The 25,333-nt window shown below is 59.8% G+C and carries 24 protein-coding genes; 18 read left to right on the top strand and 6 right to left on the bottom strand.

What is annotated here, in order from left to right; translation table 11 throughout:
* Positions 1–16: 16 nt before the first annotated feature.
* Complete coding sequence (dbpA, locus tag ACFO0J_RS11485; protein ID WP_376813214.1) at positions 17–1,405, bottom strand: ATP-dependent RNA helicase DbpA; 1,389 nt, start codon at positions 1,403–1,405, stop codon at positions 17–19.
* A 105-nt stretch (positions 1,406–1,510) separates the two neighbouring features.
* On the opposite strand from dbpA, the gene ACFO0J_RS11480 reads away from it, so the two are divergent.
* Complete coding sequence (locus ACFO0J_RS11480) at positions 1,511–2,329, top strand: thioesterase family protein (protein ID WP_376813213.1); 819 nt, start codon at positions 1,511–1,513, stop codon at positions 2,327–2,329.
* Between the two features lie 42 nt (positions 2,330–2,371).
* On the opposite strand, the gene ACFO0J_RS11475 is transcribed toward ACFO0J_RS11480, so the two are convergent.
* From ACFO0J_RS11475 to ACFO0J_RS11465, 3 genes are all read right to left on the bottom strand, one after another.
* Entirely contained in the window at positions 2,372–3,238 is an 867-nt protein-coding gene (locus ACFO0J_RS11475) for an LOG family protein (protein ID WP_376813212.1), read from the bottom strand.
* Positions 3,239–3,343: 105 nt separating this feature from the next.
* Positions 3,344–4,222 (bottom strand): lipid A biosynthesis lauroyl acyltransferase, encoded by an 879-nt coding sequence (locus ACFO0J_RS11470; RefSeq protein WP_376813211.1) that lies wholly within the window; start codon positions 4,220–4,222, stop codon positions 3,344–3,346.
* Positions 4,223–4,291: 69 nt separating this feature from the next.
* Entirely contained in the window at positions 4,292–5,197 is a 906-nt protein-coding gene (locus ACFO0J_RS11465; protein ID WP_376813249.1) for an alpha/beta fold hydrolase, read from the bottom strand.
* Between the two features lie 153 nt (positions 5,198–5,350).
* On the opposite strand from ACFO0J_RS11465, the gene ACFO0J_RS11460 reads away from it, so the two are divergent.
* Positions 5,351–5,923, top strand: a complete 573-nt coding sequence (locus ACFO0J_RS11460; RefSeq protein WP_376813210.1) for a CGNR zinc finger domain-containing protein — start codon at positions 5,351–5,353, stop codon at positions 5,921–5,923.
* Between the two features lie 121 nt (positions 5,924–6,044).
* Positions 6,045–6,608 carry a tellurite resistance methyltransferase TehB gene (gene tehB / locus ACFO0J_RS11455; RefSeq protein ID WP_376813209.1) on the top strand — a complete coding sequence of 188 codons (564 nt, stop codon included), beginning with the start codon at positions 6,045–6,047 and terminating at the stop codon, positions 6,606–6,608.
* A gap of 233 nt (positions 6,609–6,841) precedes the next feature.
* Here the strand turns inward: tehB and ACFO0J_RS11450 are convergent, their stop codons facing one another.
* Complete coding sequence (locus ACFO0J_RS11450; protein WP_376813208.1) at positions 6,842–7,987, bottom strand: adenylyl-sulfate kinase; 1,146 nt, start codon at positions 7,985–7,987, stop codon at positions 6,842–6,844.
* Between the two features lie 137 nt (positions 7,988–8,124).
* Entirely contained in the window at positions 8,125–10,074 is a 1,950-nt protein-coding gene (locus ACFO0J_RS11445; RefSeq protein ID WP_376813207.1) for a hypothetical protein, read from the bottom strand.
* A 195-nt stretch (positions 10,075–10,269) separates the two neighbouring features.
* Here ACFO0J_RS11445 and rfbF point away from each other — a divergent pair, with 195 nt between their 5' ends.
* Genes rfbF through ACFO0J_RS11370 form a run of 15 tightly spaced genes read left to right on the top strand, consistent with a single transcriptional unit; the run spans position 10,270 to position 25,314 of the window.
* Entirely contained in the window at positions 10,270–11,043 is a 774-nt protein-coding gene (rfbF, locus tag ACFO0J_RS11440) for a glucose-1-phosphate cytidylyltransferase (protein WP_376813206.1), read from the top strand.
* On the top strand, positions 11,043–12,134 hold the full coding sequence (rfbG, locus tag ACFO0J_RS11435) for a CDP-glucose 4,6-dehydratase (RefSeq protein WP_376813248.1): 1,092 nt from the start codon (positions 11,043–11,045) through the stop codon (positions 12,132–12,134). The genes rfbF and rfbG overlap by 1 nt, the downstream gene beginning before the upstream one ends.
* Positions 12,131–12,697, top strand: a complete 567-nt coding sequence (locus ACFO0J_RS11430; RefSeq protein WP_376813205.1) for a dTDP-4-dehydrorhamnose 3,5-epimerase family protein — start codon at positions 12,131–12,133, stop codon at positions 12,695–12,697. The genes rfbG and ACFO0J_RS11430 overlap by 4 nt, the downstream gene beginning before the upstream one ends.
* A complete protein-coding gene (locus tag ACFO0J_RS11425; protein ID WP_376813204.1) occupies positions 12,694–13,917 on the top strand; it encodes a class I SAM-dependent methyltransferase in 1,224 nt (407 codons plus the stop codon). Before ACFO0J_RS11430 ends, ACFO0J_RS11425 begins: the two co-directional genes overlap by 4 nt.
* Positions 13,914–15,032, top strand: coding sequence for a DegT/DnrJ/EryC1/StrS family aminotransferase (locus ACFO0J_RS11420; RefSeq protein WP_376813203.1), 1,119 nt, complete (start codon positions 13,914–13,916; stop codon positions 15,030–15,032). The genes ACFO0J_RS11425 and ACFO0J_RS11420 overlap by 4 nt, the downstream gene beginning before the upstream one ends.
* 12 nt (positions 15,033–15,044) lie before the next feature.
* A complete protein-coding gene (locus ACFO0J_RS11415; protein ID WP_376813202.1) occupies positions 15,045–15,284 on the top strand; it encodes an acyl carrier protein in 240 nt (79 codons plus the stop codon).
* Positions 15,284–16,804 (top strand): class I adenylate-forming enzyme family protein, encoded by a 1,521-nt coding sequence (locus ACFO0J_RS11410; RefSeq protein WP_376813247.1) that lies wholly within the window; start codon positions 15,284–15,286, stop codon positions 16,802–16,804. The genes ACFO0J_RS11415 and ACFO0J_RS11410 overlap by 1 nt, the downstream gene beginning before the upstream one ends.
* Positions 16,801–17,949, top strand: coding sequence for a LuxE/PaaK family acyltransferase (locus ACFO0J_RS11405; RefSeq protein WP_376813201.1), 1,149 nt, complete (start codon positions 16,801–16,803; stop codon positions 17,947–17,949). Before ACFO0J_RS11410 ends, ACFO0J_RS11405 begins: the two co-directional genes overlap by 4 nt.
* Complete coding sequence (locus ACFO0J_RS11400; RefSeq protein ID WP_376813200.1) at positions 17,946–19,250, top strand: acyl-CoA reductase; 1,305 nt, start codon at positions 17,946–17,948, stop codon at positions 19,248–19,250. The genes ACFO0J_RS11405 and ACFO0J_RS11400 overlap by 4 nt, the downstream gene beginning before the upstream one ends.
* Positions 19,243–20,142: a class I SAM-dependent DNA methyltransferase gene (locus ACFO0J_RS11395; RefSeq protein ID WP_376813199.1), complete on the top strand. Its 900-nt coding sequence runs from the start codon at positions 19,243–19,245 to the stop codon at positions 20,140–20,142. Before ACFO0J_RS11400 ends, ACFO0J_RS11395 begins: the two co-directional genes overlap by 8 nt.
* Positions 20,143–20,163: 21 nt before the next feature.
* Complete coding sequence (locus ACFO0J_RS11390; protein WP_376813198.1) at positions 20,164–20,838, top strand: TylF/MycF/NovP-related O-methyltransferase; 675 nt, start codon at positions 20,164–20,166, stop codon at positions 20,836–20,838.
* A gap of 3 nt (positions 20,839–20,841) precedes the next feature.
* Complete coding sequence (locus ACFO0J_RS11385; protein ID WP_376813197.1) at positions 20,842–21,444, top strand: GNAT family N-acetyltransferase; 603 nt, start codon at positions 20,842–20,844, stop codon at positions 21,442–21,444.
* 19 nt (positions 21,445–21,463) lie between these two features.
* Positions 21,464–22,747: a glycosyltransferase family A protein gene (locus ACFO0J_RS11380; RefSeq protein ID WP_376813196.1), complete on the top strand. Its 1,284-nt coding sequence runs from the start codon at positions 21,464–21,466 to the stop codon at positions 22,745–22,747.
* Between the two features lie 30 nt (positions 22,748–22,777).
* The gene (locus ACFO0J_RS11375; RefSeq protein ID WP_376813195.1) at positions 22,778–24,262 is read left to right on the top strand and encodes a glycosyltransferase family 2 protein; all 1,485 of its coding nucleotides are present in this window, start codon (positions 22,778–22,780) and stop codon (positions 24,260–24,262) included.
* A 23-nt stretch (positions 24,263–24,285) separates the two neighbouring features.
* Positions 24,286–25,314: a glycosyltransferase family 2 protein gene (locus tag ACFO0J_RS11370; protein WP_376813194.1), complete on the top strand. Its 1,029-nt coding sequence runs from the start codon at positions 24,286–24,288 to the stop codon at positions 25,312–25,314.
* Positions 25,315–25,333 lie beyond the last annotated feature (19 nt).

Here is a 25,333-nt window from a genome sequence, read left to right as displayed (position 1 = left end):
CCTGGCGCGGGCCGGCTCAGAATGCTTCCATGAAGCGCATGCGGAACCGGCGCCCCTTGATCGGGCTATTGGAGATCTGCGCAAACGCCTGCTTGGCGATCCGGCGGTCCAGGGCGACGTAGGAGCGGAACTCGGTGATATTGATCTTGCCGACCTGTTCGAAGGTCAGGCCGCCGTCGCCCGTCAGGGCGCCCAGCAGGTCGCCGGGGCGCAGCTTGTCTTTCTTGCCGCCCTGGATGCACAAGGTGACCATGGGCGTGCGCAAGGCGCCGTCGGATTGAGGGCGCAGCGACTTGAGATCCGCCCATTTCAGCGGCGCGCCCTGGTACTGTTCGACCAGGTCCGCCCAGCGCATTTCCTCGGGCGTGCACAGGCTCAGCGCCAGCCCCTTCTGTTCCCCCCGGCCGCTGCGGCCGATGCGGTGCACGTGGACCTCGGTGTCGCGGGTCACGTCCACATTGATCACGGCGCCCAGGTGCTGGATGTCCAGTCCCCGGGCGGCGACGTCGGTTGCAACCAGGACGGTGCAGCTCTGGTTGGCGAACTGGATCAGGATCTCGTCGCGTTCCCGCTGTTCCAGGTCGCCGTGGATCGCCTGGGCGCTGATGCCCTCGAACTGCAGGCGCTCGACCAGTTCGTGGCTGCGGATCTTGGTGTTGCAGAAGGCCAGCGTGGAGACCGGGCGGAAGTGGGCCAGTAGCTTGACCACGGCGTCCAGCCTTTGGTCTTCGTTGATTTCGTAGAAGATCTGTTCGATGCGGCCGGCATCGTGCAGGACTTCGACTTTGACTTCGGCCGGGTTGCGCAGAAAGCGGGCGCTGAGCTTGCGGATATTGTCGGGGTAAGTGGCCGAGAACAGCAGCGTCTGGCGCAGGGTCGGGCAATGCGAGGCGATCGCGACGATGTCGTCATAAAAGCCCATGTCCACCATGCGGTCGGCCTCGTCCAGCACCAGGGTGTTCAGGCCGGACAGGTCCAGACTGCCGCGTTCCAGATGGTCCTGGATGCGGCCGGGCGTGCCCACCACCAGATGGGCGCCTCGGCCCAGCGATTCGGCCTGGGGACGCGCAGCGGCGCCGCCGCACAGCGTCAGCAGCTTGACGTTGGGGATCAGGCGGGCCAGCCGGCGCAGTTCCTGGGCGACCTGGTTCGCCAGTTCGCGGGTGGGGCAGACCACCAGGGCCTGCGGAACCAGGCGGTTGGTATCCAGCTTCTGCAGCACCCCCAGGCCGAATGCGGCGGTCTTGCCGCTGCCGGTCTTGGCCTGCGCAATCAGATCGCGGCCCTCCAGGATCAGCGGCAGGCTTTGCGCCTGGATCGGCGTCATGTGTTCGAAGCCCAGGCTTTGCAGATTGTCCAGCAAGGCGGGCAGCAGAGGCAGAGAGGAAAAGGCCGTGTCGGTCACGATAAGGAATCAGGAATAGGGGATGGGCGGTTCGTCAAGCCGCGCAAGATTGAGAAAGCGTGGATGACTGTCAGTGTATGCTTTTCCGACGCTATACTCTTGCGCATGCCTACCGCCCCTAACCAACACCTCGGCCACGACGGCGCGTCCTACCCGGACGCTTTTTACGTGCGTCGCGGGGAACACGAATTCCTGTCCACCTTGCATTCGCAAGGCGCCTGGCAGCCCGGCGAGCAGCATCTGGCTGTCGCCGCCGGCCTGATCCTGGCCGAGGCCGAGCGCCGCCTGCCCAGCGACAAGCTGGTGTCGCGGGTGTCGTTCGACGTGCTGGGGGTCATCCATTCCGGCCCGTTCACCATCGACGTCCGCATGGTGCGGCCGGGCCGTTCGATCGAACTGATCGAGGCCAGCATGCGGCATGGGGATCAGGTCAGCATCCAGGCCCGGATCTGGCGCCTGGCTGCGTCCGATACGACACAGGTGCAGGGCTGCGAATGGACGCCGATGCCGCCGCCCGATGCAATGCCGCCCTTGTCGTTCTCGTCGGTCTGGGGAGGCGGATTCATCGCGTCCCTGGAGGCGCGCCGCAGCGCCGATGCGCGTCCGGGCCGGGGGCAAAGCTGGATACGCACATCTTGTCCGCTGGTCGAGGGTGAAATCGATCCGCCCGTCGCCGCTTTCGTGAAACTGGTCGACACCGCCAACGGACTGGCGGTGCGCGCTGATCCGAACGCGGTGTTCTTTGCCAACGTCGATCTGACCCTTCATTTCACGCGCCAGCCCGAAGCCGGCTGGGTCGGTTTCGACACGCGCGTCAGCTTTGGTCCGACCGGGCTGGGCGAGACCTTTTCGGTCCTGAGCGACATCCGCGGGCCTGTCGGCACGGCGGCGCAAAGCCTGACCGTGCGTCTTCGCGGCGAGTAGCCCCGCGCGGGATCTGCGCAGATCCGGGCGGCTGGGTCCGGCTCATGCCGAGGTGTTTTCCCCCATGGGGGGCGCCTGAGAACGCTCCAGGGCAGCGAGGATCTCCTCGGCGTCGTCAGCGTACTCGAACAGATCGACGTCTCCCGGCGCGATGTAGCCCTCATTGATCAGGTAGTCGAAATCGATGGCGCGGCGCCAGAATGCGCGCCCGACGAGGACCACCGGAATCGGGGCCATCTTGCGGGTCTGGATCAGAGTCAGCACTTCAAACAGTTCGTCCAGTGTGCCATAGCCGCCCGGAAAGGCGACCAGACCGCGCGCGTGGATCAGGAAATGCATCTTGCGCAGGGCGAAGTAGTGGAAGCGGAAGGCCAGTTCCGGTGTGATGTAGGCATTGGGAGCCTGCTCGTGCGGCAAGGTGATGTTCAGTCCGATCGAGCGCGCCCCGGCGTCGTACGCGCCGCGGTTGGCGGCCTCCATGATGCCGGGGCCGCCGCCGGTGACGACGACGAAGTCACAGCGTTTTTCCTGCTGGAAACGCGCTGAAATCAGTTGGGCGAAGCGCCGTGCCTCTTCGTAGTACCGCGCCTGTTCCACGCGGCGGCGGGCTTGGGCCAGTTCCCGTTCCTGCGCCGGATCCGGCGTTGCGGGGTCCCGTTGTCGTTCCAGCGCCGCGAGCCGCTCGCGTGCGGTGGCGGCGTCGCGCACGCGTGCGCTGCCGAAGACCACCACGGTCGAGTGCACGCCCTGCTCGTTCAAGACGCGCTCGGGCTTGAGCAGTTCGAGCTGCAGGCGCAAGGGGCGCAGGTCCTTTTCAGTGAGCAGATCCGTGTCCTCGTAGGCGAGGCGGTACGTGGGCGACGCGAGGATGGAGCGCAGGCGTTCGTCAGCGTCCAGCGGAGGATTCATCGCGGGTCCGCCGGGGCATCCGACGGACGGCTCGGGGATGGACTCGTGGGGCGGAAGGGGCTTTCGTGGAGGCGAATCGCTCATGTTCTCTTCCTCGCGGGATGTTCAGTAAACCGGCGCCTCGCCTTGCGGGCGGCGCTTGAACCGGCGGTGCACCCAATAGTATTGATCGGGCGTCTCGCGGATGCGCGCCTCGAGAAATTGGTTCATCGCCAACGCGTCGGCCCGGACGTCGCCGCTCGGGAACGAGGGCAGCGCCGGATAGATCCGCAGCTTGTAGCCGCGGTAGCCGGGCAGGACTTCCGAGACGAAGGGCACGACGCGCGCACCGCTCAAGTGCGCCAGGCGCGACACGGCGGTCAGGGTGCAGGCCTGCACGCCGAAGAAAGGCACGAATACCGAATCGCGCAGCCCGAAGTCCATGTCCGCCGCCAGCATGATGGGCGTGCCGGATTTCAGGACGTTCAGGATGTCGCGGGCGCTGCCGTGGCGCGGAATCATCGTCGTGCCGAATCGCGCGCGTCGTTCCCTGGAGATCGCTTCCGTCACGGCATCGGACATCGGGGTATAGATCGACGCGACCGGGTGCCGTATCGAGTAATACATGCAGACGGCTTCGATGGCGGCGAAATGGAACCCCAGGAAGATGGTCGGCTGGTCGTAGCGGTCCTGCAGGTCGATGGCGCTGTCCAGTTCCATCCTGTCCGTGATGGCCTGCGCACTGCCGTACCATTGCAGGCCGCGTTCCAGGTAGCTGCGGATGACGTGCTGGAAGCTCGCGCGCGCCAGGCGCTCGCGCTGGGCTTCGGATTGTTCTGGAAAGCACAGGCGCAGATTGGTGTGCAGGATATGCCTGCGTTTCCCGGGGATCAGGTAAAGCAGAGATCCCAACGCCTCGCCCAGCCGGGCGACCAGCCCGTAGGGCAGGGCGGAAAGACCGCGAAGCAGGCCCGAAAGCAGGGCGGTCAAGGTGCTGTTTTTCATGGGGTGGGGCAATCCCGGGTGGGAAGCCCGCATCGGGCCAATGTTACATGTTAGCATGGGCGTTCGGGATCAGCGCCGCAGGTGCCGATCCAGAAAGTCCTTGATCTCCATCCCGATCTCCGTCGCGTGGGTCTCCAGCGCAAAATGGCCGGTGTCATAGAAATGGACCTCTGCCGTGGGGATGTCACGCTTCCAGGCCTCGGCCCCTGCCGGCAGGAAGAACGGATCGTTGCGGCCCCAGACCGCCAGCAGCGGCGGCTGGTAGCGGCGGAAGTAGGCCTGGTATTCAGGATACTGCGCGACGTTGTCGGCGTAGTTCAGGATCAGGTCCAACTGGATGTCCAGGTTGCCCGGGCTGGCCATCATCGTCGCGTCGAACAGATAGGTCTCCGGCGCGATCAGGCTCTCGTCATCGACTCCGTGGGTGTATTGCCATTTCAGCGCGGCAGGCGTCATGAATTTCCTGACAGCAGCCCGATTTTCGGGCGAGGGATAGCGCCAATACTCCCGGATCGGCTGCCAGCCTTCGGACAGGCCTTCTTCATAGGCATTGCCGTTTTGCGAAATGATCGCGGTGATGCGCTCGGGGTGGGCGACCGCCAGGCGCCAGCCGACCGGCGCGCCATAGTCGAAGACCTGGATGGCATAGCGGTCCAGATGGAGCTGCTCCGTAAAGCGTTCCAGGGTCTTGGAGAGCTGCTCGAACGTGTACGCGTATCGCCCGTCTTCGGGCGCGTGGGTCAGGCCGAACCCGGGCAGATCCGGGGCCACGACGTGGTAGCGGTCCGCCAGCAGGGGAATCAGATTGCGGTACATGAACGAGGACGTCGGAAAACCGTGCAGCAGCAGGACCGTCGGATCGTCGCGGCTGCCGGCCTCGCGGTAAAAGACCTTGACCTCATCCACCTGTTCGTAGCGGTAGTGGACCCGGGGAGCCGTCGCCGTCGTGTCGGCGGCTTGCGCCCCGGTCGCCATGAGCGCACTGGCCAGGCTGCTCGCGGCGAGCAATGTGTTGGATCGCATAGGGGGTTCTCCTTGAGTAACCTATTTTTGATTTTTTAAAGGTTACTGATGCATGGATAACCTGTCAACAATAATTTAAAGGGTTACAATAACGGGATGAACGAAATGACCTCGAATGCATCCGTCCCGCTCTTCATCGCGGATCACCTGGCGATCGACTTCCTCAACGCCCGTTATGGCGTGGGGGCGGCGTCCCGCGAGTGTTTCGTCGATGACCGCGCCGTGCTGGACTGGCTCAAATCCGCCGGCGTGGCGCCCGAGGGCATCCAGGAAGCGCCCCAGGGCCTGTGCGCGCTGGCGCTCGAGCTGCGCGCCGGCGCGCAGGCCCTGATCGATGGCGCCAAGGCCGGGGCGTGTGCGCCGACGACCCTCGTCAACCGGATCCTGGAGCAGGGCCGGCGATCCCGAGCACTGGAATGGGATCAGGCGACCGCCCGCTTCATCCTGGTCGAAAAAACGCGCGGCACCGATGCCGCCAGTTTGTTGGAACCTGTCGCGGCCGCGCTGGCGGACCTGTTGGCCGCCGGGTCGCTGGACCGGGTGAAGCAATGCGAGGGAGATGGCTGTTCCCTGCTGTTCTGCGACCTGACGAAGTCCCACCGCCGCCGCTGGTGCAGCATGGCGGTGTGCGGGAACCGGATGAAAGTGGCGGCGTTCCGGGCGCGGAAGAAGGGCTGAATAGGGTCTTTGGGGAATAGTGCGGTCGCGGTTTGCTACTATCGGCCGCGTCTGCAAGGCACCGGAGGGACGGGGGCAACCGCTCAGGCGTCCGATCCGGTCAATTCACAGGATTCAGCCCATGGAAGATTTGAATGGCCGTTACGGCCTGAACCCGCCCCATAGCGAGATCGTGCAGGCCTGCCGGCTCATCGAACCGTGCGATGTGCTGGATATGGGATGCTCGAGCGGGCGCAACGCGCTGTATCTCAGCCAGCTGGGTTTCAAGGTTACGGCCGTCGATGCCAATCCCCAGGCCATTGCGGCGCTGCAGTCCATCGTTGATCGGGAAGCCATCGGTACGATCACGCCGCAGATTTACGATATCCATCTGGCCGATATCGGTGCGGATTATGGTTTCATCGCCTGTACGGTGACGCTGATGTTCATCGACCCGTCGCGCGTGGATGCGGTGCTGGCCGACATGCAGCGGCGCACGCTGCCAGGAGGATACAACCTGATCGTCTGCGCCATGGATACCGAGCAATATCCTTGCCCCATGAATTTCCCGTTTACCCTGCAGCCGGGGGAACTCAGCGCGGCGTATCAGGGGTGGGAACTGGTCAAGTACAACGAAGACCTGGGGACAATGCATCACGGGGCGCAACTGCAGTTTGCGACTTTGCTGGCGCGCAAGCCCGGGTGAGTCGAAAGAGGAGCCGGACGGATTTGATCCGGAATATCTGTCCAGAAACGGCAGAGATCATGCCCCCTGGGCAACGATCGCGGGCAAGTAGATAATTTTGTAGTTCAGGGTGGTATCCCTCCCGCCAGGTGGGAGGGTATCCAGCGACTGAAATCCAGCCGCTGCAATTCGGACACCTGTACGCCTGCGTCATCCTTGAAGGGGGCTTACGGTCTGAGCGAATAAAGCAGCCGTTATCTTCGCAGCGCCGCAAGGCGTATGACCACTGGGTTGTCACCTGAGAGGGAGGCGACATTGTCGGCTTCCTCGGACCAGAGAATGTCGAAACCGGCCTGGTCGAGCCGTGCCTTCAACTCATCGAGGACGATGAAGCGACGGTAATGGCCATGGATGCGCTCGGTGGGGCTGATCACTTCACCCTGGCGTGCGAGCGGGTCGTTGATGGAGCGGCATTCAATGTAGAAGGATGCCTTGGGCCGCAAAGCCGCCCGGACTTGATCGAGTGTGCTGATTTCCTCTGCTTCGGTCATCGCGTGCAGACAGAAGCGGCTGTATGCCGCATCAAATTTTTCGGCATGCGCTTCGGTCAGTTGGTCTACGGTGCCGTGGATGAATTCGATAGAGTCGCTTCCGGGTGTCGAGCGGCATACGTCAATGGCTGCTTGCGATGGGTCGATCGCAGTGACATGAAGCCCTTGGCTGGAGAAGAATAGGGAGTCCCTGCCATTTCCGCAACCGATTTCGAGCAGCCGGGCCTTTTGCGGGACTTGCGGCATGACGAGCAGGGCAAAGGACGAGGGCTCGGAGATCAGCCGGCCTTCGGAATAATAGGTGTTCCAGTGCGTGCCGCGTCCTTTGTCGGATCGATCAGCGGCGAGGGGGAGGGTATGGATTGCCGAAAGAATCATTTCTGCGGATGTCTCGGGCGTTGTTTCGCCCGAATTTTTTACCTTCAGGTCCGCGAAGCTTGGGTCGTCGTATAGTTGCTGTGTATTACCGATTTTCTCGTAGACGTTCTTGGTCGCCCGGTCCCTGGCTCTGCGTTCTTCTTCCGGCACGTCCAGGTAAACCACCAGAGAGCGGTCGACATTGGTCTTGATCCAGGCGTAGACGTCGTGATACATCGCGACGGCGGATATGACGACAGTCAGGCCCTGAGCCATCAGCAGATTGGAAAGCCGAAAGTAGCTGTGTGCCAGCGCGATTCGCTCTTCTTTGGTGTATCCCCATTTTTCTCCAAGCACTGAGCGCAGATCATCACCATCCAGGAAAACGGATTTCGTGCCATTTTGATTGAGAAGAAAATTGACCTTTCTTCCTACGGTTGTCTTTCCGGAGCCGGAGTAGCCTGTGATCCAGATGATGGTGGGGTTTTTCATGGGCAGCTTGATTTCTGAAGGGTGACTGCGTTCAGGACGGTTGATCTGAATGGGGGGGAAAGGACGGCGGGAAGTCTATGGGAATGGAATAGGCTGCGCGCGTGGCACGTGGGGTTTAATAGACGGCGGCAGGACTCTCAAGCGTTTTGAAAATGATCTCTCATTTCTTGAAGCAGCGGCAGAAAATTGAAAATTTGCGGGTCCTTGCAAACTGCATACAGTTTTCTATTAGACCCCAGAGTCTTTTTCAATTCAAGAACACTCTCCAGCAGATAGGCGAATGAGCAGATCAGGATAGGTGTATCGCACGTGCGAAGCGCGGCGGGATGCTGAACGGTCATGCCCCCGACTTGCGTGCCCACGATCCGGGCGTCCGGATCCACGATCATTCTGATGTGTGATGTCGTGGCCTGATGTTCGAGGAATTGGTGCGCCAGCTGCCTTGCGCCGTACAGCGCCAAATCGCCGTCGTGGATGACAGGCTCAAATGTGCTCAAGTCGATCAGTATTCCGTATTCCTGGAATTCCTCCTTTTCTTCGTAGGTGCGGATATCCTTGGCGGCAAGCAGCAGATTGGAAATAAAGCCTTCTTCGAGCACGTCTGCATGTTCTATCGACTGGCGCGCATGGACTTCTTGGTCGTCGAGTACATGCTGTAGTAGCACGTGTCCCTTTTTTGACCACCAGTATTCGATCATCCCTTTGAGCGTATGGGACGGGGTTCCCTCTGTGATGAGCCTGTAAAAGCATTTCAGGCTTAATTTGGCGTAATAATCAAGAAGGACGGTTTTCCTGGAGTAGCTATCGGCTAGGAATAGCAGGATTTCCCGTCTCGATGGGTATTTTAAGAAAATGCCATTGAGGGTGATGTTCGCCGGTTTTGCTGAAAGGACCTGAATGGCGGTGTAGTCTCCGATTTCAAGCGGGGTATTTCCGGAGTCCAGAGGATAATAAGTCCAGTCCGGATGGGGTTTGTCCTTAACGATGTGGTCGATATTTTCGACGAGATATTCAACGGAGCTTCCGGGGTTGTGAAATCCAAGCCGGCGGCAGGTGTCGAGACGCTGGGTGAGCGTGATGGTTTCGTTTTTTTCTATATAAGACCTGAGCGCTTGGACCAGACCGCTTTCCGGGCAGGGCTTGACCGATGGATCTGATGTGCTGATGGGGTTTTCGTCGGGATGGCAAAGGAATATAGGGCGCCCCGTTGCGAGACTGAACAGGTGGGCTTTGTATGGCCGATGGCAGACCATGGCGAGCGCGGTTGCATAGTCACGTGCATAGGATTCCGCCGTGCTGAGATAAAAGTTCGGGTATTCCGTCCCGATTCTGAGGCATTGCTGGATGACTTCGTGTTCCTGGTCGTATTTGTATGGCCGGAAAATAATCCTTTTGTCCGGAAAGTTATCCAGCAATTTCTTAAGTGTCGATGCGATGATGTCTATGGATTTTTCCTGTTCTATGGACAGGATTGCAATATGGTAGACGATCGAGTTCACGCCCGATTGTTCAGCCTGCGTCGCCTCATCGATGAAATCATCCAGCTTTGGGAATCCGAAGGGGATTTGACAAACATGATTTCTGGAATGATTGCGGATATTCTTGTGATATATGTCTTCAAATGCTTCAGGCTCTGCCCTGGAGGAATCCGCTTTCGGGCTTAATATGTAATCAAAAACTGCTCCGCCGCCGTAGTCCATGACGGTTTTTTGAAAAGGGATGTCCACGCCATGAGGCAGGCCGATCTTGATCAGGTTCTTGGGGTAGTCTTCGTATAGATAGAAATTGGACTCCGGCAGCAGCACCGCATCGAATCTTTCCAGCAAGAAATTTTCGTCGTGATTGTATGTAATAAGGGTGCTTCCGGAAAATTCTCGTTGGTACCAGTGTTTGTTCGCATCATATTCTGCCTGCCTCGTCAGTGCGTAACCGCTGATTTTTTTGAATTGATTGATTTTTCTGATGAGTATCTGCAGATGATGGTTGATCGGGCTGTGCCCGACTTTGATGCCAATTCTGATTTTGCCGTTTTTATGTTGGTTTTTCCGCCACCTTTCTGATAGCTCTGTCAGAGAAATTTTTTCCATCAAGGTTGTCCTTTTTTGGTGGCTGTCTTAATCTCTTGAGAAGAGTGTGGAAAGTGCCCATTTCTCTAATTTTGCCATGCCCGGTTTTCAGTAAGATGTCGAGATGGCCTTCTCTTTGGCCGTTTTTCTCTTAACGTTGCCGGACGTGCCGCCGTATGCAAGGGTGACCGTGACGGTTGTCGATAGGATCTTATCGTGAAAGCAGTCATCCTGGCCGGGGGGCTGGGCACCCGCATCTCCGAGGAAACGCACCTGAAGCCCAAACCGATGGTGGAGGTCGGGGGCAAGCCCATCCTGTGGCATATCCTGAAGATGTACTCGCATCATGGCATCCGGGACTTCGTGATCTGCTGCGGCTACAAGGGCTATGTGATCAAAGAGTATTTCGCGAACTACTTCCTGCACATGTCGGATGTGACCTTCGATATGAGCACCAATCGCATGGAGGTGCACCAGCGGCATGCGGAGCCCTGGCGGGTGACGCTGGTCGATACGGGTGAGACGACACTGACGGGCGGCCGCTTGAGGCGGGTGCGCGATTACGTGGCGGATGAGGATGCCTTCTGTTTTACCTACGGAGATGGCGTCAGCGATGTGGACATCGGAGCATCGGTCCGTTTTCACCGACAGCATGGTCGTCTGGCGACGGTGACGGCGGTTCAGCCGCCGGGGCGCTATGGGGCACTGAAGCGTGAAGGCGATCAAGTGTCCGGGTTCACGGAAAAACCTCGAGGCGACGGCGGGTTGATCAACGGCGGCTTTTTCGTGTTGTCGCCTGCATGTCTGGATCGGATCGAGGGCGATCAGACCAGTTGGGAAGGCGAGCCGCTGGCGTCGCTCGCGCGCGACGGACAACTGATGGCCTTTGAGCACAACGGTTTTTGGCAACCGATGGATACTTTGCGGGAAAAAAACCTGCTTGAGGATCTGTGGGCATCCGGTCGGGCTCCGTGGAAAACCTGGATGTGATGCACACGGACACTATCCCGCCGATCAGCCCCGATCCTGTTTTTTGGCGCGATCGACGAGTGTTGCTGACTGGCTACACGGGTTTCAAGGGGAGCTGGCTGGCTTTATGGCTGCATCGCCTGGGCGCTCGGGTCACGGGTATTGCGTTGCCGCCACCCGATGAGCCGAGTCTGTATGCTCTGGCGCAGGTGGATGAAGCATGTGACTCTCATTTCATCGACATCCGCGATACACAAGCGGTGGCTGAGCAGATTCGCCGGGCAGAGCCCGAAATCGTCTTCCACCTGGCCGCGCAAGCTTTGGTGCGTGCCGGCTACGAGGATCCGCTGGCAACCTACGCAACCAATGTCATGGGCACAGTGCATGTGCTTGATGCGCTGCGTGGTCTGGACAGCGTGCGGGCCGCTGTCATGGTGACGACCGACAAGGTGTATCGCAATCTGGAGCAGCCTTATCCTTACCGTGAGGGTGACGCGCTGGGCGGGCACGATCCCTACAGCGCCAGCAAGGCGGCCAGCGAGCTGGTGATCGCCAGCTACCGTGACGCCTGGCTGTCCGCCCAGGGCGTGGCGGTGGCTTCGGCGCGAGCGGGCAATGTGATCGGCGGGGGAGACTGGGCTGCCGACCGGCTGATTCCCGATGCGGTGCGTTGCTGGCAGGCAGGGCAGCCCCTGCCGATCCGGCGTCCGCAGGCGATCCGGCCCTGGCAGCATGTACTGGAGCCAGTGAACGCCTATCTGCATCTGGCCGAGCGCTTGTATAGGCAGCCGGGCCTGGCCGGCGCCTACAACTTCGGTCCGCACACGCACGAGGCCGCTACGGTGCGCCAGGTGATCGAGCGGGCGCGCCAAGCCTATGGCGACGGAGACGTCCAGTGGGGCGATGGCGCCGAAGGACCTCACGAGGCCGGCTGCCTGGCCTTGGAGACCGCCCGCGCGCGTACCGTGTTGGGCGTGCAGCCGCGTTGGAATCTGGATACGTCGATCGATAGGACCATGAACTGGTATCGCCGCCGGCACGAGGGTGCGGATGCTCGTGCGCTATGCGAGGCCGATATCCAGGCCTTCGAGACAGCGGGACGCGCCGCATGAGCCGTTTTACTGTGACTGAGACCGGCATCCAGGACTTGCGCGTCATCGAGCGCCGGCGCCTGGGCGATGAACGGGGTTTCCTGTCGCGGCTCTTTTGTGCCGAGGAATTGGCGTCCGCCGGCTGGGATCAACCTGTCGTTCAGATCAACCACACCTGGACTCAGGCGCGGGGGACGGTGCGGGGCATGCATTTCCAGCATCCGCCGCATGCCGAGATGAAACTCGTGACTTGCTTGCGGGGCCGCGTGTGGGATGTGGGCCTGGATCTGCGCGCCGGTTCGCCCACGTTTCTGCACTGGCGCGCCGTGGAGCTGTCCGCCGACAACGGCCGCGCCCTGCTGATCCCGCAGGGATTTGCGCACGGCTTCCAGACGCTGACCGATGATTGCGAGCTGCTGTATCTGCACTCCGCGCCCTATGCCGCCCAAGCCGAGGGGGGGCTGTCGGCCACCGACCCGACGCTGGGCATCGAGTGGCCCTTGCCGATTGCGTTACAGTCGGCGCGCGATCTGCGCCATCCCGCCGTGACCGAGGAATTTACCGGACTGGATTTGCATTCATGAATTGCCGACATTGCGGCGCGATGCTGCGCCACACGTTTCTGGACCTGGGCTTTGCGCCGCCATCGAACGCGTACCTGAAGGCCGAGGATCTGAGCCGCCCGGAAACGTATTTTCCGCTGAAGATTCGCGTGTGCGACCAATGCTGGCTGGTGCAAACCGAGGACTATGCGCGGGCCGATGAATTGTTCAGCCCGGACTATGCGTATTTTTCCAGCACCTCCAGCGGCTGGCTGGCCCATGCGCAGCGGTATGCGCGGGACATGACGCAGCGCCTGGGATTGGGGGGCAAGAGCTTCGTGATCGAGGTCGCCTCCAATGACGGCTATTTGCTGAAGAATTTTGTGGCTGCCGGCATTCCGTGCCTGGGTATCGAACCCACGGCCGGCACGGCGGCGGCGGCGGAAGCCATCGGTGTGCCGGTGCTGCGCGAGTTCTTCGGCGAGGCGCTGGGCCGCCGGCTGGCCGGCGAGGGACGCCGGGCCGACCTGATCGCGGGCAACAACGTCTACGCGCACGTGCCCGATATCAATGATTTCACGCGCGGGCTGGCGGCGGCGCTCAAGCCCGAGGGCACGATCACGCTGGAGTTTCCGCATCTGCTGCGTTTGATCCAGCATACGCAGTTCGATACCGTCTATCACGAGCACTTTTCATACTTGTCCGTTCATGCCGTGCGGCGGATATTCGAGGCGGCCGGCCTGCGGATTTATGACCTCGAGGAATTGCCCACGCATGGCGGCAGTGTGCGGGTCTACGGCTGCCATGCGGCGGCGTCCATGGAGCAGCGGCCCGAGGTCGAGCGCATCTTGCGCCTGGAGACCGGGGGCGGCCTGCTGGACTTGGACACCTACCGGGCGTTCCAGGCGCGTGCCGACCAGGTCAAGGACGCCCTGCTGGGTTTTCTGCTGGAGCAGAAGCGCCTGGGCAAGACCGTGGCTGCTTACGGCGCGGCGGCCAAGGGGAATACCTTGCTGAATTATGCGGGCGTGAAGCCCGATCTGCTGCCGTTCGTGTGCGATGCGGCGCCGGCCAAACAGGGCAAATATTTACCGGGCAGCCATATCCCGATTCTTGCGCCGCAGGCGCTGGCCGGGCAACGGCCCGATTATGTGCTGATCCTGCCGTGGAACATCGCGGCCGAGGTCCGGGAGCAGAACCGGCATCTGGCCGAGCGCGGGACGCGATTCGTGACGGCCGTGCCGCACCTGGAGATCATGTGAAATCCCGTATCCACTACACCAAGCCGTCGATCACCGAGCTGGAGGTGCGCTACGCCACCGATGCGGCGGCCAACGGCTGGGGCGATCGATGCTACGAATACATCGGTCGGTTCGAGCAGGCGTTCAAGGCGCATCTGGGCGCCGAGCATGCCATTGCCACGTCAAGTTGCACGGGAGCGCTGCACCTGGGGATGGCGGCGCTGGGCATCGGGCCGGGTGATGAAGTCATCATGGCCGATACCAACTGGATCGCCACCGCCTCGCCCATCGTGCATCTGGGTGCCGCGCCGGTCTTCGTGGACATCCTGCCCGACACCTGGTGCCTGGATCCGGCCAAGGTCGAGGCGGCCATCACGCCGCGCACGAAGGCCATCGTGGCGGTGCACCTGTATGGCAATCTGTGCGACATGGATGCCTTGCTGGCAATTGGTGAGCGTCACGGCATTCCTGTCATTGAGGATGCGGCCGAGGCGATCGGCTCGGTCTATCACGGCAAGCGGGCCGGCACGATGGGGGCTTTCGCCTCGTTCTCCTTCCATGGTTCCAAAACCATGACGACAGGCGAAGGCGGCATGTTCGTCACCCAGGATGCGGATTTGTACGAACGCGTCCTGACGCTGAGCAATCATGGCCGTGCCAGGGGGCAGACGAAGCAGTTCTGGCCGGATGCGGTGGGATACAAGTACAAGCTGTCCAACATCCAGGCGGCGATCGGCTGCGCCCAGATGGAGCGGATCGATGATCTGATCGGGCGCAAGCGGGCAATCCTGGCGGCCTACCGCGAAGCTCTGGCAGGCATTGATGGAGTATTGATGAACCCGGAACCTCCCGGCACGATCAACGGCGCCTGGATGCCGACAGTCGTCTTCGATGAACGCATGGGGATGACCCGGGAGACGTTGCAGACGGCCCTGGCGGCCGAAAACGTGGATGCCCGGGTGTTTTTCTGGCCGCTTTCGGGGATGGACATGTTCGAGCCGGTGCGCGATAACGTCAATGCCTGGTCGATTCCAGGACGAGCGATCAATTTGCCCAGTTATCATGACATGCATGAGGGCGAAATTCAGAGAGTCATCGGTGTTTTGATGACATGCCTTCCCAAGCCTTATATGTGATTTGGAATTTATATGGAAGATAAATTGTTCAATGAGGTTCGTCGGGCTTTCGCGGCGGCTTTCAATACGGATCCGGCCAGCATTTCCATGCAAAGCGAGCCAGGCGATATTGCAGGGTGGGACTCCATGGGGCATGTCCAATTGGTGGCCGAACTGGAGAAAATCTTTTCAGTGAGCCTGGAGGTAGACGAAGTCATGGAGATGGAGGATGTAGCCTCTATCGTACGGGTGCTCGAGGCCAAGGGCCTTTGATGCTCGCCATCCGGGAGCCCGGTTTTGGCCAGGCCTTGCTATCGCGTATCAAAGGAGACGTGATAGAAGGGCGCACGGGCGCGCGGATCGGGGGGGCGGAGCTCCGGGCTGCGGTCGATTCGTGGGCAATGGCGTTTGCCAGGAAGGCACAGGAGGCCGGTGGTGCCGGGCCGGTCTTTCTCGCGCTGGAGCTGACGCTGGAGTCAGTCCTGGCCTATCTCGGTGCGCTGGCTTCCGGGCGTACTGTGCTGACCTTGGATGCCAAGGAATGGGCGCGCAAGGCGCCTGGGCTGATTGCGCATGTACAGCCCGCCCTGTGCTGGTTGCCTGCGCGGCTGAAAGATGAAAGCTGGATGGGCGGTGAGACGGCAGCCGTAGTTCGAGGGGCGTCTTTTACAACGGATATTGACGAGGATTTTGAGGGGCATGCGGGCAAGCGTCCGGGCTTCCAGCCTGTCCGTCTGCTTGCGCCGACGTCCGGCTCTACAGGACAGCCCGCAATCGTCAAGATCACGGACCAGAACCTGGTGGCGAATACGCGCGACATCATTGCTTCGCAGGGGTTGGGTGACCAGGATCGCGCACTATTGTGCCTGCCCTTGAACTATTGTTTTGGTGCCAGTGTCCTGCATACCCATTTATGGGCGGGGGGCAGCGTCGTGGTCGATGATCGGTTGATGTTCGCCGAGAAAATCCTGGATGCCCTCAATCAGTATGGCTGCACCAGTTTTGCCGGTGTGCCGACTTCCTATACGTTCCTCCAGCATCATAGCCGGGTGCTGGAGCGCTCCTTCCAGACGCTCAGGCGGTGGTTGCAGGCGGGAGGGTATCTGGCCGCATCCGTGGTGCACGCATTTCGCGAAGCTCATCCGGATGCCGCATTCATGGTCATGTATGGGCAAACCGAGGCCACCTCGCGTATCGCGGCCTTTACCGTGGATGGAGACTACCCGCAAGGATGCGTAGGCTACCCTCTCGCCAGCCTGCGAGTGGAGATTCGCCGAGCGGATACAGGGCTCCCTTGCGGGGTTGGCCGGGAGGGAGCGGTTTGGGTATGGGGAGAGTCGGTGAGTGCGGGATACCTGTATGACGGACAGCGGCAAGAACAGCGTTTTGTAGACGGCTGGTTGAATACAGGTGATGTGGGCTACCTGCTTGATGACGGGCGGCTCTGCATCACCGGACGTGCGGCGGGCTTTATCAAGATCAGGGGACGCCGGGTGGGTAGTCAGGAGATCGAGGAGCTGATTTGGGAACGGTTTTCGGTCCAGAGCTGTGCCTGTCCGGTCTCTGACGAGGCGCTGGGTGAAATCATAGGGCTTTACCTGAATATCGAGATGACCGATGTGCGCGAAGCGGGTGATCTGAGGGCGCATTGGGTCGAGCAGATTCAGTCCATTGTGCCGAAGCACTGGGATCTCGGGCCTGTGCTGTGCGGCCCCTTGCCGCTTACGTCGAATGGCAAGGTCGATCGGCGACAGTGCCAGCATCTGTTGAACGGTCAATGGGGCGGGCAATGAGCGCGGACTGGTTTGCCCCCTTGTTGTATGCCGAAGCTCCAGCGGCGCGGCGGGCGAGGCTGCTTGAGGTGTTGCGTGAGCAGATGGAGCGTGGGGCACAGGTTTGCGAACCCTTCAAACGATTCCTGGCGGGACAGCGACAGACGCTGAGTGACGTCCAGGCGCTGGAGGACCTGCCGTTCATGCCGGTCTCTGTTTTCAAGCGCGCCGAGCCGTTGAGTTTTCTGGATGGCGAACAAACCTATCGAGTGTTGAACTCCTCCGCTACGACTGGTCAGCAACCCAGCCGGATTGCGATTGATCGGCATACTGCAAAGCTGATGACTCGCGGGGTGACCGCGATTCTGGCTGACTTTATCGGATCGCGCCGCAGGCCCTACCTGGTCATTGATCGGGCTCCCGGGGCGGGTGGGGCGGCCAGCGCGCGCGGTGCTGCTGTCCAGGGATTGATGGCCTTCGCCACCGAGGTGTGCTATGCGCTGCGTCCGGCACGGGACGAAGAGCGGGAATGGGCCGATCCTGATGGTCTGGTGCTGGATATCGAGGGGATTGGGGGGTTTTTCCGTAAACATCATGACGATGATGTCGTCGTATATGGGTTTACCTACATGCTGTATCTGCACCTGGGCGCTGGATTGCGGGCTAGTGCGGAATCCCTGAAGCGTCTGGCCGATGAACTTGGCCATCCCTTGCTGCCTAAGGCCTCCATCCTGCATAGCGGGGGATGGAAGCGGCTGCAGCAGTTGGCGATCGATAAGCCGTTGTTCAACAGCCGGATCAGTGCGAGCCTGGGGGCCGAGGCGGATGCTGTGCTGGATTATTACGGCATGGTCGAACAGCTTGGGGTGATCTATCCAGACTGTGCCCAGGGCAATAAGCATGCGCCGCGGTTCGCCGAGGTCATTGTGCGCGATCCTTTGAGTTGGGCGCCATGCGCGGCGGGCCAAACAGGCATCATTCAGGTCTTGAGCGCCCTCTCACCCTCGTTCCCTGGGCAGTCTCTGCTGACTGAGGATATGGCGCTCGTGGTGCATGAGGATGGCTGCACATGCGGCAGGCGGGGCATCGCTTTTCGCTTTGCCGGCAGAGTGCCCAAGGCCGAGGTGCGTGGCTGCAGCGATGTGCAGCACAGGAGGCGGGCATGAAAGATTGGCAAGGGAGCCTGGTCAGCGTGGGACAGGTCGATGACCTGGCGCATTACCTGAATGACTTTCTGGCCAGACCTCTGCCGTTGCGTGCCGATACGCTCGATTCGATCATCGCGGGCCTGGCTGACTGGGCGCAGGCGCTCGGCCCCGAGCTTGGCGGCGAGACGGGTCTGCCTTTTCTCAAGACTTGGTGGCGCGCCTCGCAGCTCAAAGGCGTGTTGCGCCATGAGTTTGGCGCTGATGCGCAGCAGGGCCCCCTGGATTGCGCGCCCGTATTGAGCGAGCGAGGCTGGGCGGCGGTGGGCACGGTCCTGCATTGGCCTGCGGCCAATGTGCCGATCCAGCCGTTGTTGTCGTTGACCAGCGGCTTGCTCTCGGGCAATCGCAACATCGTGAGAGTGCCTGCAGGCCTGGTGACGTTGATGCGCAAGATGCTTGAGTGCGCCCCTCCCGGCATGATGGATGTATTCGAGCGGGTCCTCTTCCTGGCATTTCCCAGCGACCGTCGGGACCTGGCTGAGGTGTGCGCCGGCCGTAGCGATGCCGCCATGGTGTGGGGCGGGCGCGAGGCGGTCACCCAGGTGCGCGGCTTGTCTTTTCCCCATTGGGCCAGGATTCAGGTATTCGGCCCCCGGACATCGGCCGCCCTGGTATTGCTTGACGGGCATCTGATGACGCAGGCTGGCGAATTGAAGAAATTATGCCGACGCATTGCGCGGGAAACCTGGCAATTCGACCAGGAGGCCTGTTCATCGCCTCTGGCCCTGTATGTGCAGGTCGCCGCTTCGACTCCAGCAGCCGATGAAGCGGAGGATGTGTTTTTACAAATGCTGGCGCAGGCATTCGATGAAGAGCAGCGCGCTCATCCACGCCATGAATTGAGCGCGCGCACAAGCGTCGATATTGCAAAGGCCCGCGCGGATTGGCTCCTGGATGATCGGCAAGCTCGGGTGATTGCTTCCGAAGGCCCTGCATGGTCGATTCTTCACGGAGGCAGGATGAATCGCGAACCGAAACTGTTCCAGGGCAAGACGCTGAACGTCGTATCGACCGGCGATCTTGAAGCCATTGCCGCCAGAATGGACAGTTCCGTGCAAACGCTGGGCTTGTGGATACGTGATCATGATCTGGAGCAGCGGGTTGCCCGAACTGCACAGCATCAGGGAGTGGATCGCGTTGTCCGCCTGGGGATGATGCACGTGTTCAATACCCCCTGGGACGGCCACGACCTTGTGCGCCCTTTGTGCCGCCGGGTTCATTTCATATCAACACCCATAGAGAGGTCCGCCGATGCATGATGGCGACAAATTTCTGGACGCGCTGCAGCGCAAGGCAAAGCTGCTATATCCAGCGGTCAAGAGAACAGTTGATGGCGCACCGGACGACTGCTATTGGCTGCTCGATCCCCTGGCTCGCTGGACTGAGTCGGCCTTCGGTGTTGACGCATTCGATCTGGCCGCCAGGGGCTATGCGCGCTACGCCATGGAGGTCAATCGTCTTCAACTGGCGTATGAGTCTTCCGGTGAGTTTTCGTCAAGTTCACATGAAGAGGTCGTTCAGGCGGTCTACGATAATCCCGACTACATGATCCCTTACATGTGGGCTGCGGTCCTGATTTATCCGTACTGGCCGTCCATGGTGCGTCATATCGCATTCCTGCGTGATCGGTTCATACGGCAATTGCCTGAGCAAGCGGCGATCCTTGAACTGGCCTGCGGGCATGGTGCCCTGGGCCTGCTGGCGATCGAGGAGCGCAAGGATTTGCGTGTGGATGGTGTGGATCTAAGTCCTGCGGCCATCGATATCGCCTTGCGTCTGCGGCAGGCTTCGGGTCATGAAACCCGCTCGACGTTGAAAGTGATGGACGCGCTGGATCTGCAGCAGGCCGGCGCGCCCGGACGTTATACGGGTGTGCTGGCCGCCATGCTGGCAGAGCATCTGCACGAGCCCGAGCGCCTGTTTCGTACAATCGCCCACCATCTTGCACCCGAAGGAATCTGTTTCTTCAGCACGGCGCTGGAGTCGGCGCAGAAGGATCATGTCTACGAATTCCGCACGGAAGCGGAGGTGCTGACCATGGCGGCCGACGCAGGCTTGCGAGTCGTGGAACTGGTTTGCGATGGCCCCAGACGTTCGGGCGCGCGTTATCGGCCGCGCGCATTGGCCGCCATTCTTGAGCACCGAAATTGATAGTCTACGTGGGATCAGATCATGAGCCATTCATATTACGAACCGACGCAGCATGGCGACGTGCTCAGCCGGCTGAACCTGCTCCGCTTTATTCGGGAGCACCTTTATCATAGCGGTGTTTCAGCCGGGACATATCTTGAGTTTGGTGTGTTCAATGGCGACTCGATGTGGGATGCCCATGCAGCCTTGCGTGGTTTCATCGACCACTACGTAGGTTTTGATTCCTTTGCCGGATTGCCCAGGCTCGATACCAATGATCAGGCATCTGCCGGTCTGATGCCTAATTGGGCTGAGGGCACGGTCAGGGGAGGAACCCGCCAGCAGGTGTTCAATCATCTGGTGGCCAAGGGAATTCCGAAAGAGAAGCTGACGCTGCACGAAGGTTTCTATGAGGATACCCTCCCCAAGATCGACCGCCAGGCTCTGGCGGCGCTTGGCCCCTGCCACGTCTGCATGGTGGATTGCGATCTCTACTCTTCTTCGAAGGTGGTGTTTGATTTCATCGAGCCGCTGCTGGTGGAGGGGACGTGGCTGTTGCTGGATGATTATTTCTGCTACCGTGGCTCGCCCAGGCATGGTCAGCGGCGTGCTTTCGAAGAGTGGTTGTCCCATTCGCGCTGGGGGGTGACGGAGTGGGGCACTTTCCGTGGATGGGGCAAGGCATTCCTGGTCTATGAGCGGTCCGCAGAAGGTTAGGTGATGAAAACGGAAGAATCCCCGTCCTTGCTGGGCAAACTGCTCGGCGCTCGATGGGATGGCTCGATCAAGGCTGACGATGGCCGTGAAGTGGCATCTGTCCGTCCCATCATGCCGGAAATGGCTTTGAATCTTGATTCTTCTTCCCCATTGGTCAAAACCCTGTCCTCGTGGCGCAATCAGAATCGGTCGTGCTTCTTCGAGACGCGGGAAGTCACGCCTGAGTCGACCGTGCATTGGCTCCGGAGCCTGGCGAGTTCTGTGGATCGTCTCTTTTTCATTGCACATGATTTGGAGATGAGACCAGTGGCGCAGTATGGCCTGAAGCGGTGGAATCAAAAAATCGTGGAACTTGATAGCGGCATCCTGGGTGTACGGGATGTTGTGCCGGATATGTACTACAAGCTGCAGATGCGGATGCTCGGCTTGAGCCGTCAGTCGCTTGGGTTCGAAGAGGCGCGCGCGCGCGTGCTGGCAGACAATATTCCAGCCCTGTTTCTGCATAAGCGCTGCGGGCTACGCAAGATTGATGTATTAAAGAATTATTCGGCAGGCCGGGATGTATGGGTCATGGCGATGGACTTGCGGAAGATCGAATTTCGCTGATATGAAAGAAAGGATTTCCATGAGCGCCCCCGTTTTGTTTAGCATCGTCATACCCACAAGAGATCGTCCGCTATTGCTGGACCGGGTTTTGACGGCGCTTGAGGCGCAGACATTCGTTGATTTTGAGGTGATTGTTTCTGATAATCCCTTGCATGTTTCGTGCGCCAATGTGGTGCAGCCTTACCTGAGGGATGGACGATTCAGCTACATTCGTCCCCCTGAGCCTATGGATATGTGGAATCATTGGAATTTTGCGATCGAGGGTGCGCGGGGTGAGTATGTCACGATATTCAATGAAAAATTTATTCTGCGTCCGGATGCATTGGAGATCATGGCCGCGGAGATTTTATCGAAATCCCCGGACGTGCTGACGTGGCAATTCGAGATATTTGACTCGAAGCATGCTGGAAACGGCCTTTTTTTTGGCCAATATCATCCAAAGGTCAAGCCTGGAAATCCATTTTTCTATGATCCAAAAGAGGAATTGAAGAAAAGATTCGCTTTTGATTTTCCCGTGTTCTCCAGATATGAATTCCAGAGGAACAACTACGGGAAAATATATACCGGGTTCGTTCGATCTGGTGTGCTGGATGAAGTTGGAAGAAAATATTGCTCCATATTTATGCCGACGAGCCCGGATTTCACATCCATGGCCGCCATACTGAATGAGAGCGGCCGCTGTGTCGATATCAATAAAAGCCTGATGCTTCTCAATGATGTGACGGGAATGTCCCATGGGGAAAGCACGCGGACATCGTTTGCCGCCACTCGAAGAGCCGTCCACGACCTTGGCCTGGATTTTGATGAATATGCCCGGAGTTTGCCGGTTGCCAATTTTCCTATTGGGCATAATAATTACACTGCGGCGGACTTGGAACTCATCAGGTCCGTGGCTCCGGATGGTTTCATCAAGTCATTGAATATTGACCTGGAGTCTTTGGCCTATTGGGCGATGAAGGACCTCGAACAGATCACTGATTTCCAGCCCGGCGAGATGGAAAATTATCGTAAGGTGCTTGAGCCCTTGCTGGATGGCATGAGCCGTCAGCGCCGTGTGTTATTGGATGAGCATGCCGCGCTGTGCGGAAAGGGATCGCGCAGCGAGATTTATCATTCCGGGTTGACGCCGATCGAGGAACTCAAACCAGGCACCAGCCCGGAAGCCCTGGCTGAAATCCATTGGCTGGATGGCCTGGCGCCTCCCAGGAAATCCGTCATGGAGACGCCGTTGGAGCTTGCAGAGGCAGTGGATTATTTGCACCGCTACAACGTCCATGCCGGACGGTTGCTGGACTTGGCGTAGGTTCTTGATTCTGGCGCGGCGGCGGAGCCCATGTTGAAAAACTCTTCAGCGCAATTCGAGGCCGAGAGGGGGCAGTTCGCCCGGGCGCTTGCTTTCACGTCCGCCAGTCCGGATGGCAAGCCAGAAATCTGGCAGCCTTGGGCCTGCTTCAAATTGGTCATGTATGAGACGGCGGCGTCTCTTGACGTCGACCCGCGTGATCCCGGATGCGCAGAGCGTCAATTGCTGCCTCTCGTTGTATCGCGCGCGGCCGTGGGGCGGCATGCGTCGGCGCGGCAACTGCTCGATGCTGCGCCGTGGGACGGTCTGCCGGATTCCCTGCGTATCGCCACGGCCAGGTATTTGTCCATCTATATGCCGCAAGAAGCCTACCGCTTGCTGGATGGGCTGGGTGGGCGGGTGCCGCCGGCAGCTCACCTGTCGATATCATTGCATGCCGGCCGCAAGGAGCAGGCCCGGCACTTTCTCCGGGAAGCGCTGCGCCAAGAAACCGGGCAAGGTGATTCCAGGCTTTCTCTTTACAGAACCATCACGGAGACGCTGTCGCCGCGGCAGCAACTGGATTGCCTGAACCAGGTGTATGCGGCGCAGGGTCTGCCGGGGTTGGCGCTTCGTTGCGATGATGTGCCGCTCAATCCCTGCAATGTGTGTGCCGTCGATTCCGGGGCCTTGATAGATGGCCCGCTGGTCTCGGTCCTGATGACGACTTTCAATGTGGCGGGGCGTGTCCCGGCCGCGATCGAGTCGATTCTGCGGCAAAACTACCGCCATCTTGAACTGATCGTGGTTGATGATTGCAGTACGGATGATACGGCTCTCGAAGTGGCAAGGCTTGCCCGAAGTGACGAGCGGATTCGCCTGCTGCGGCTGGACCGGAATGTGGGCACGTATTGCGCCAAGAGCGTCGGTTTGCAGCATGCCAGAGGCACCTTTGTCACCTGTATGGATGCGGACGATTGGTCGCACCCGTTGAAGCTGGCGCTTCAGATCAAGCCGTTGCTGGAGGATGATTCTCTCGTCGCAAGCACGTCGAATTGTGTTCGCATATCCGATTCCGGAGTGGTCGATGCCCGGCAGGGTGTGCATCTGGAGCACCTCAATTATTCCTCCCTGCTGTTTCGCCGGGAAAAGATTCTTGCGGAAATCGGCGGATGGGATGTTTGCGCGCGCACGGCGGCCGATACAGAATTGATCTGGCGCATCAATCTGGCGTATGGGAATCAAGCTATCAGGAACGTTCCCGGAATATTGTCTCTGGTTTCGCATCGCGATGATTCCTTGACCATGGCCGATGACGGGACCGGATTTGTGGGGGACTGCTTTCCAAGGGAAATTCTGCGATATATCGAGGCGTTCAATCGCTGGCATATCGATGCCCTGAGATCCTGCCGCCTTCCAAGAGTGGATGATGACCTGGTGAGCTGGGTAAATCATCACCCTTTCATATTCCCATCCAGTGCGTTTTCCGATGTGCGCGATGTGGCCGATGTGCTGCGCAATTTTCGTGATGCATAAAATAAAATGATGGCGCTGCCGCAATGCTGTTATCCATAATCATCGTCGCATACAACAACGAGGGCTATATCGCGCAGGCGGTTGCAAGCTGCGCGTGCTTCGAGGATCCCGATTGCGAGGTGCTCGTCGTCCATAACAAGTCGACGGATCGCACGGGCGAGGTCGTTCGTGATTTAATCGACGGACTAGGGCTGCCGCTGAAAGTCATTTCGAACGACGAGAACGTTGGTCCTGGAGAGGCGCGCAACATCGGCATGCGCCATGCATCCGGCGACTATTTCATGTTCCTGGATGGCGACGACTGGTTCGAGCCGGGCGCGATCCGGCGGGTGATGGACCGTCTGCGCGAATGGCGCCCCGATCTGCTGATGTTCAATCACCAGCGCGCCCTGGCGGACGGGCGGAAAATTCCGAATATTCCGAACCGGTACATTGACCTGCGCAACGAACCTGCGAATCTGACGGATCCGCAGGTCAGGAGGGGCGCCATCCGGAACCTGCATATCTCATGGAACAAGGCGTACGGCAGGCAATTCATGAGCCGGCATGGGTTTGAATTCCCCCGGCTGGTCTATCATGAAGATCTGCTGTGGAGCATCCAGGCGATGGTGTGCGCGGATTCTTTTTATTTCATCCCGGACATTGTCTGCAACTACCGGCAGCATGCGCAGTCCAGCATCAACACCAGAAATGAAGGCCATTTCGCGGCGATTCATGAGTGCCGGCGTCTCAAGGATTTTCTGGCTGAGCATGATGATTATCGTCGCTGGTATGGGGCGGAACTGTACGGATATGCGCAATCGGTGCTGTATGGCGTGATCAATACCAGATACCGTATACCAGAGTCCAGGGAAGAAGCCTATCTCCGGGATATGGCGGCCCTCTTGAAGGAATTCCGGTCCCTGCTGGGGATATGGAAGCCCGATTTGTTGTTCTATGCCGCCATGACGGGACGCAGAGCTGTCTATTTTCGTGCAGCGGCGTGGGCGGCCCGGATGAAAAAGGTGGGGAAGGCCATGTTTGATCTCAAAATGAAGTTCGTCCGGCAGTAGTCCGGTTTTCTTTCGGATG

This window comes from Castellaniella hirudinis, assembly GCF_042651965.1.
Taxonomy (GTDB): domain Bacteria; phylum Pseudomonadota; class Gammaproteobacteria; order Burkholderiales; family Burkholderiaceae_B; genus Castellaniella; species Castellaniella hirudinis.
This window is presented reverse-complemented; position numbering and strand designations above follow the sequence as displayed.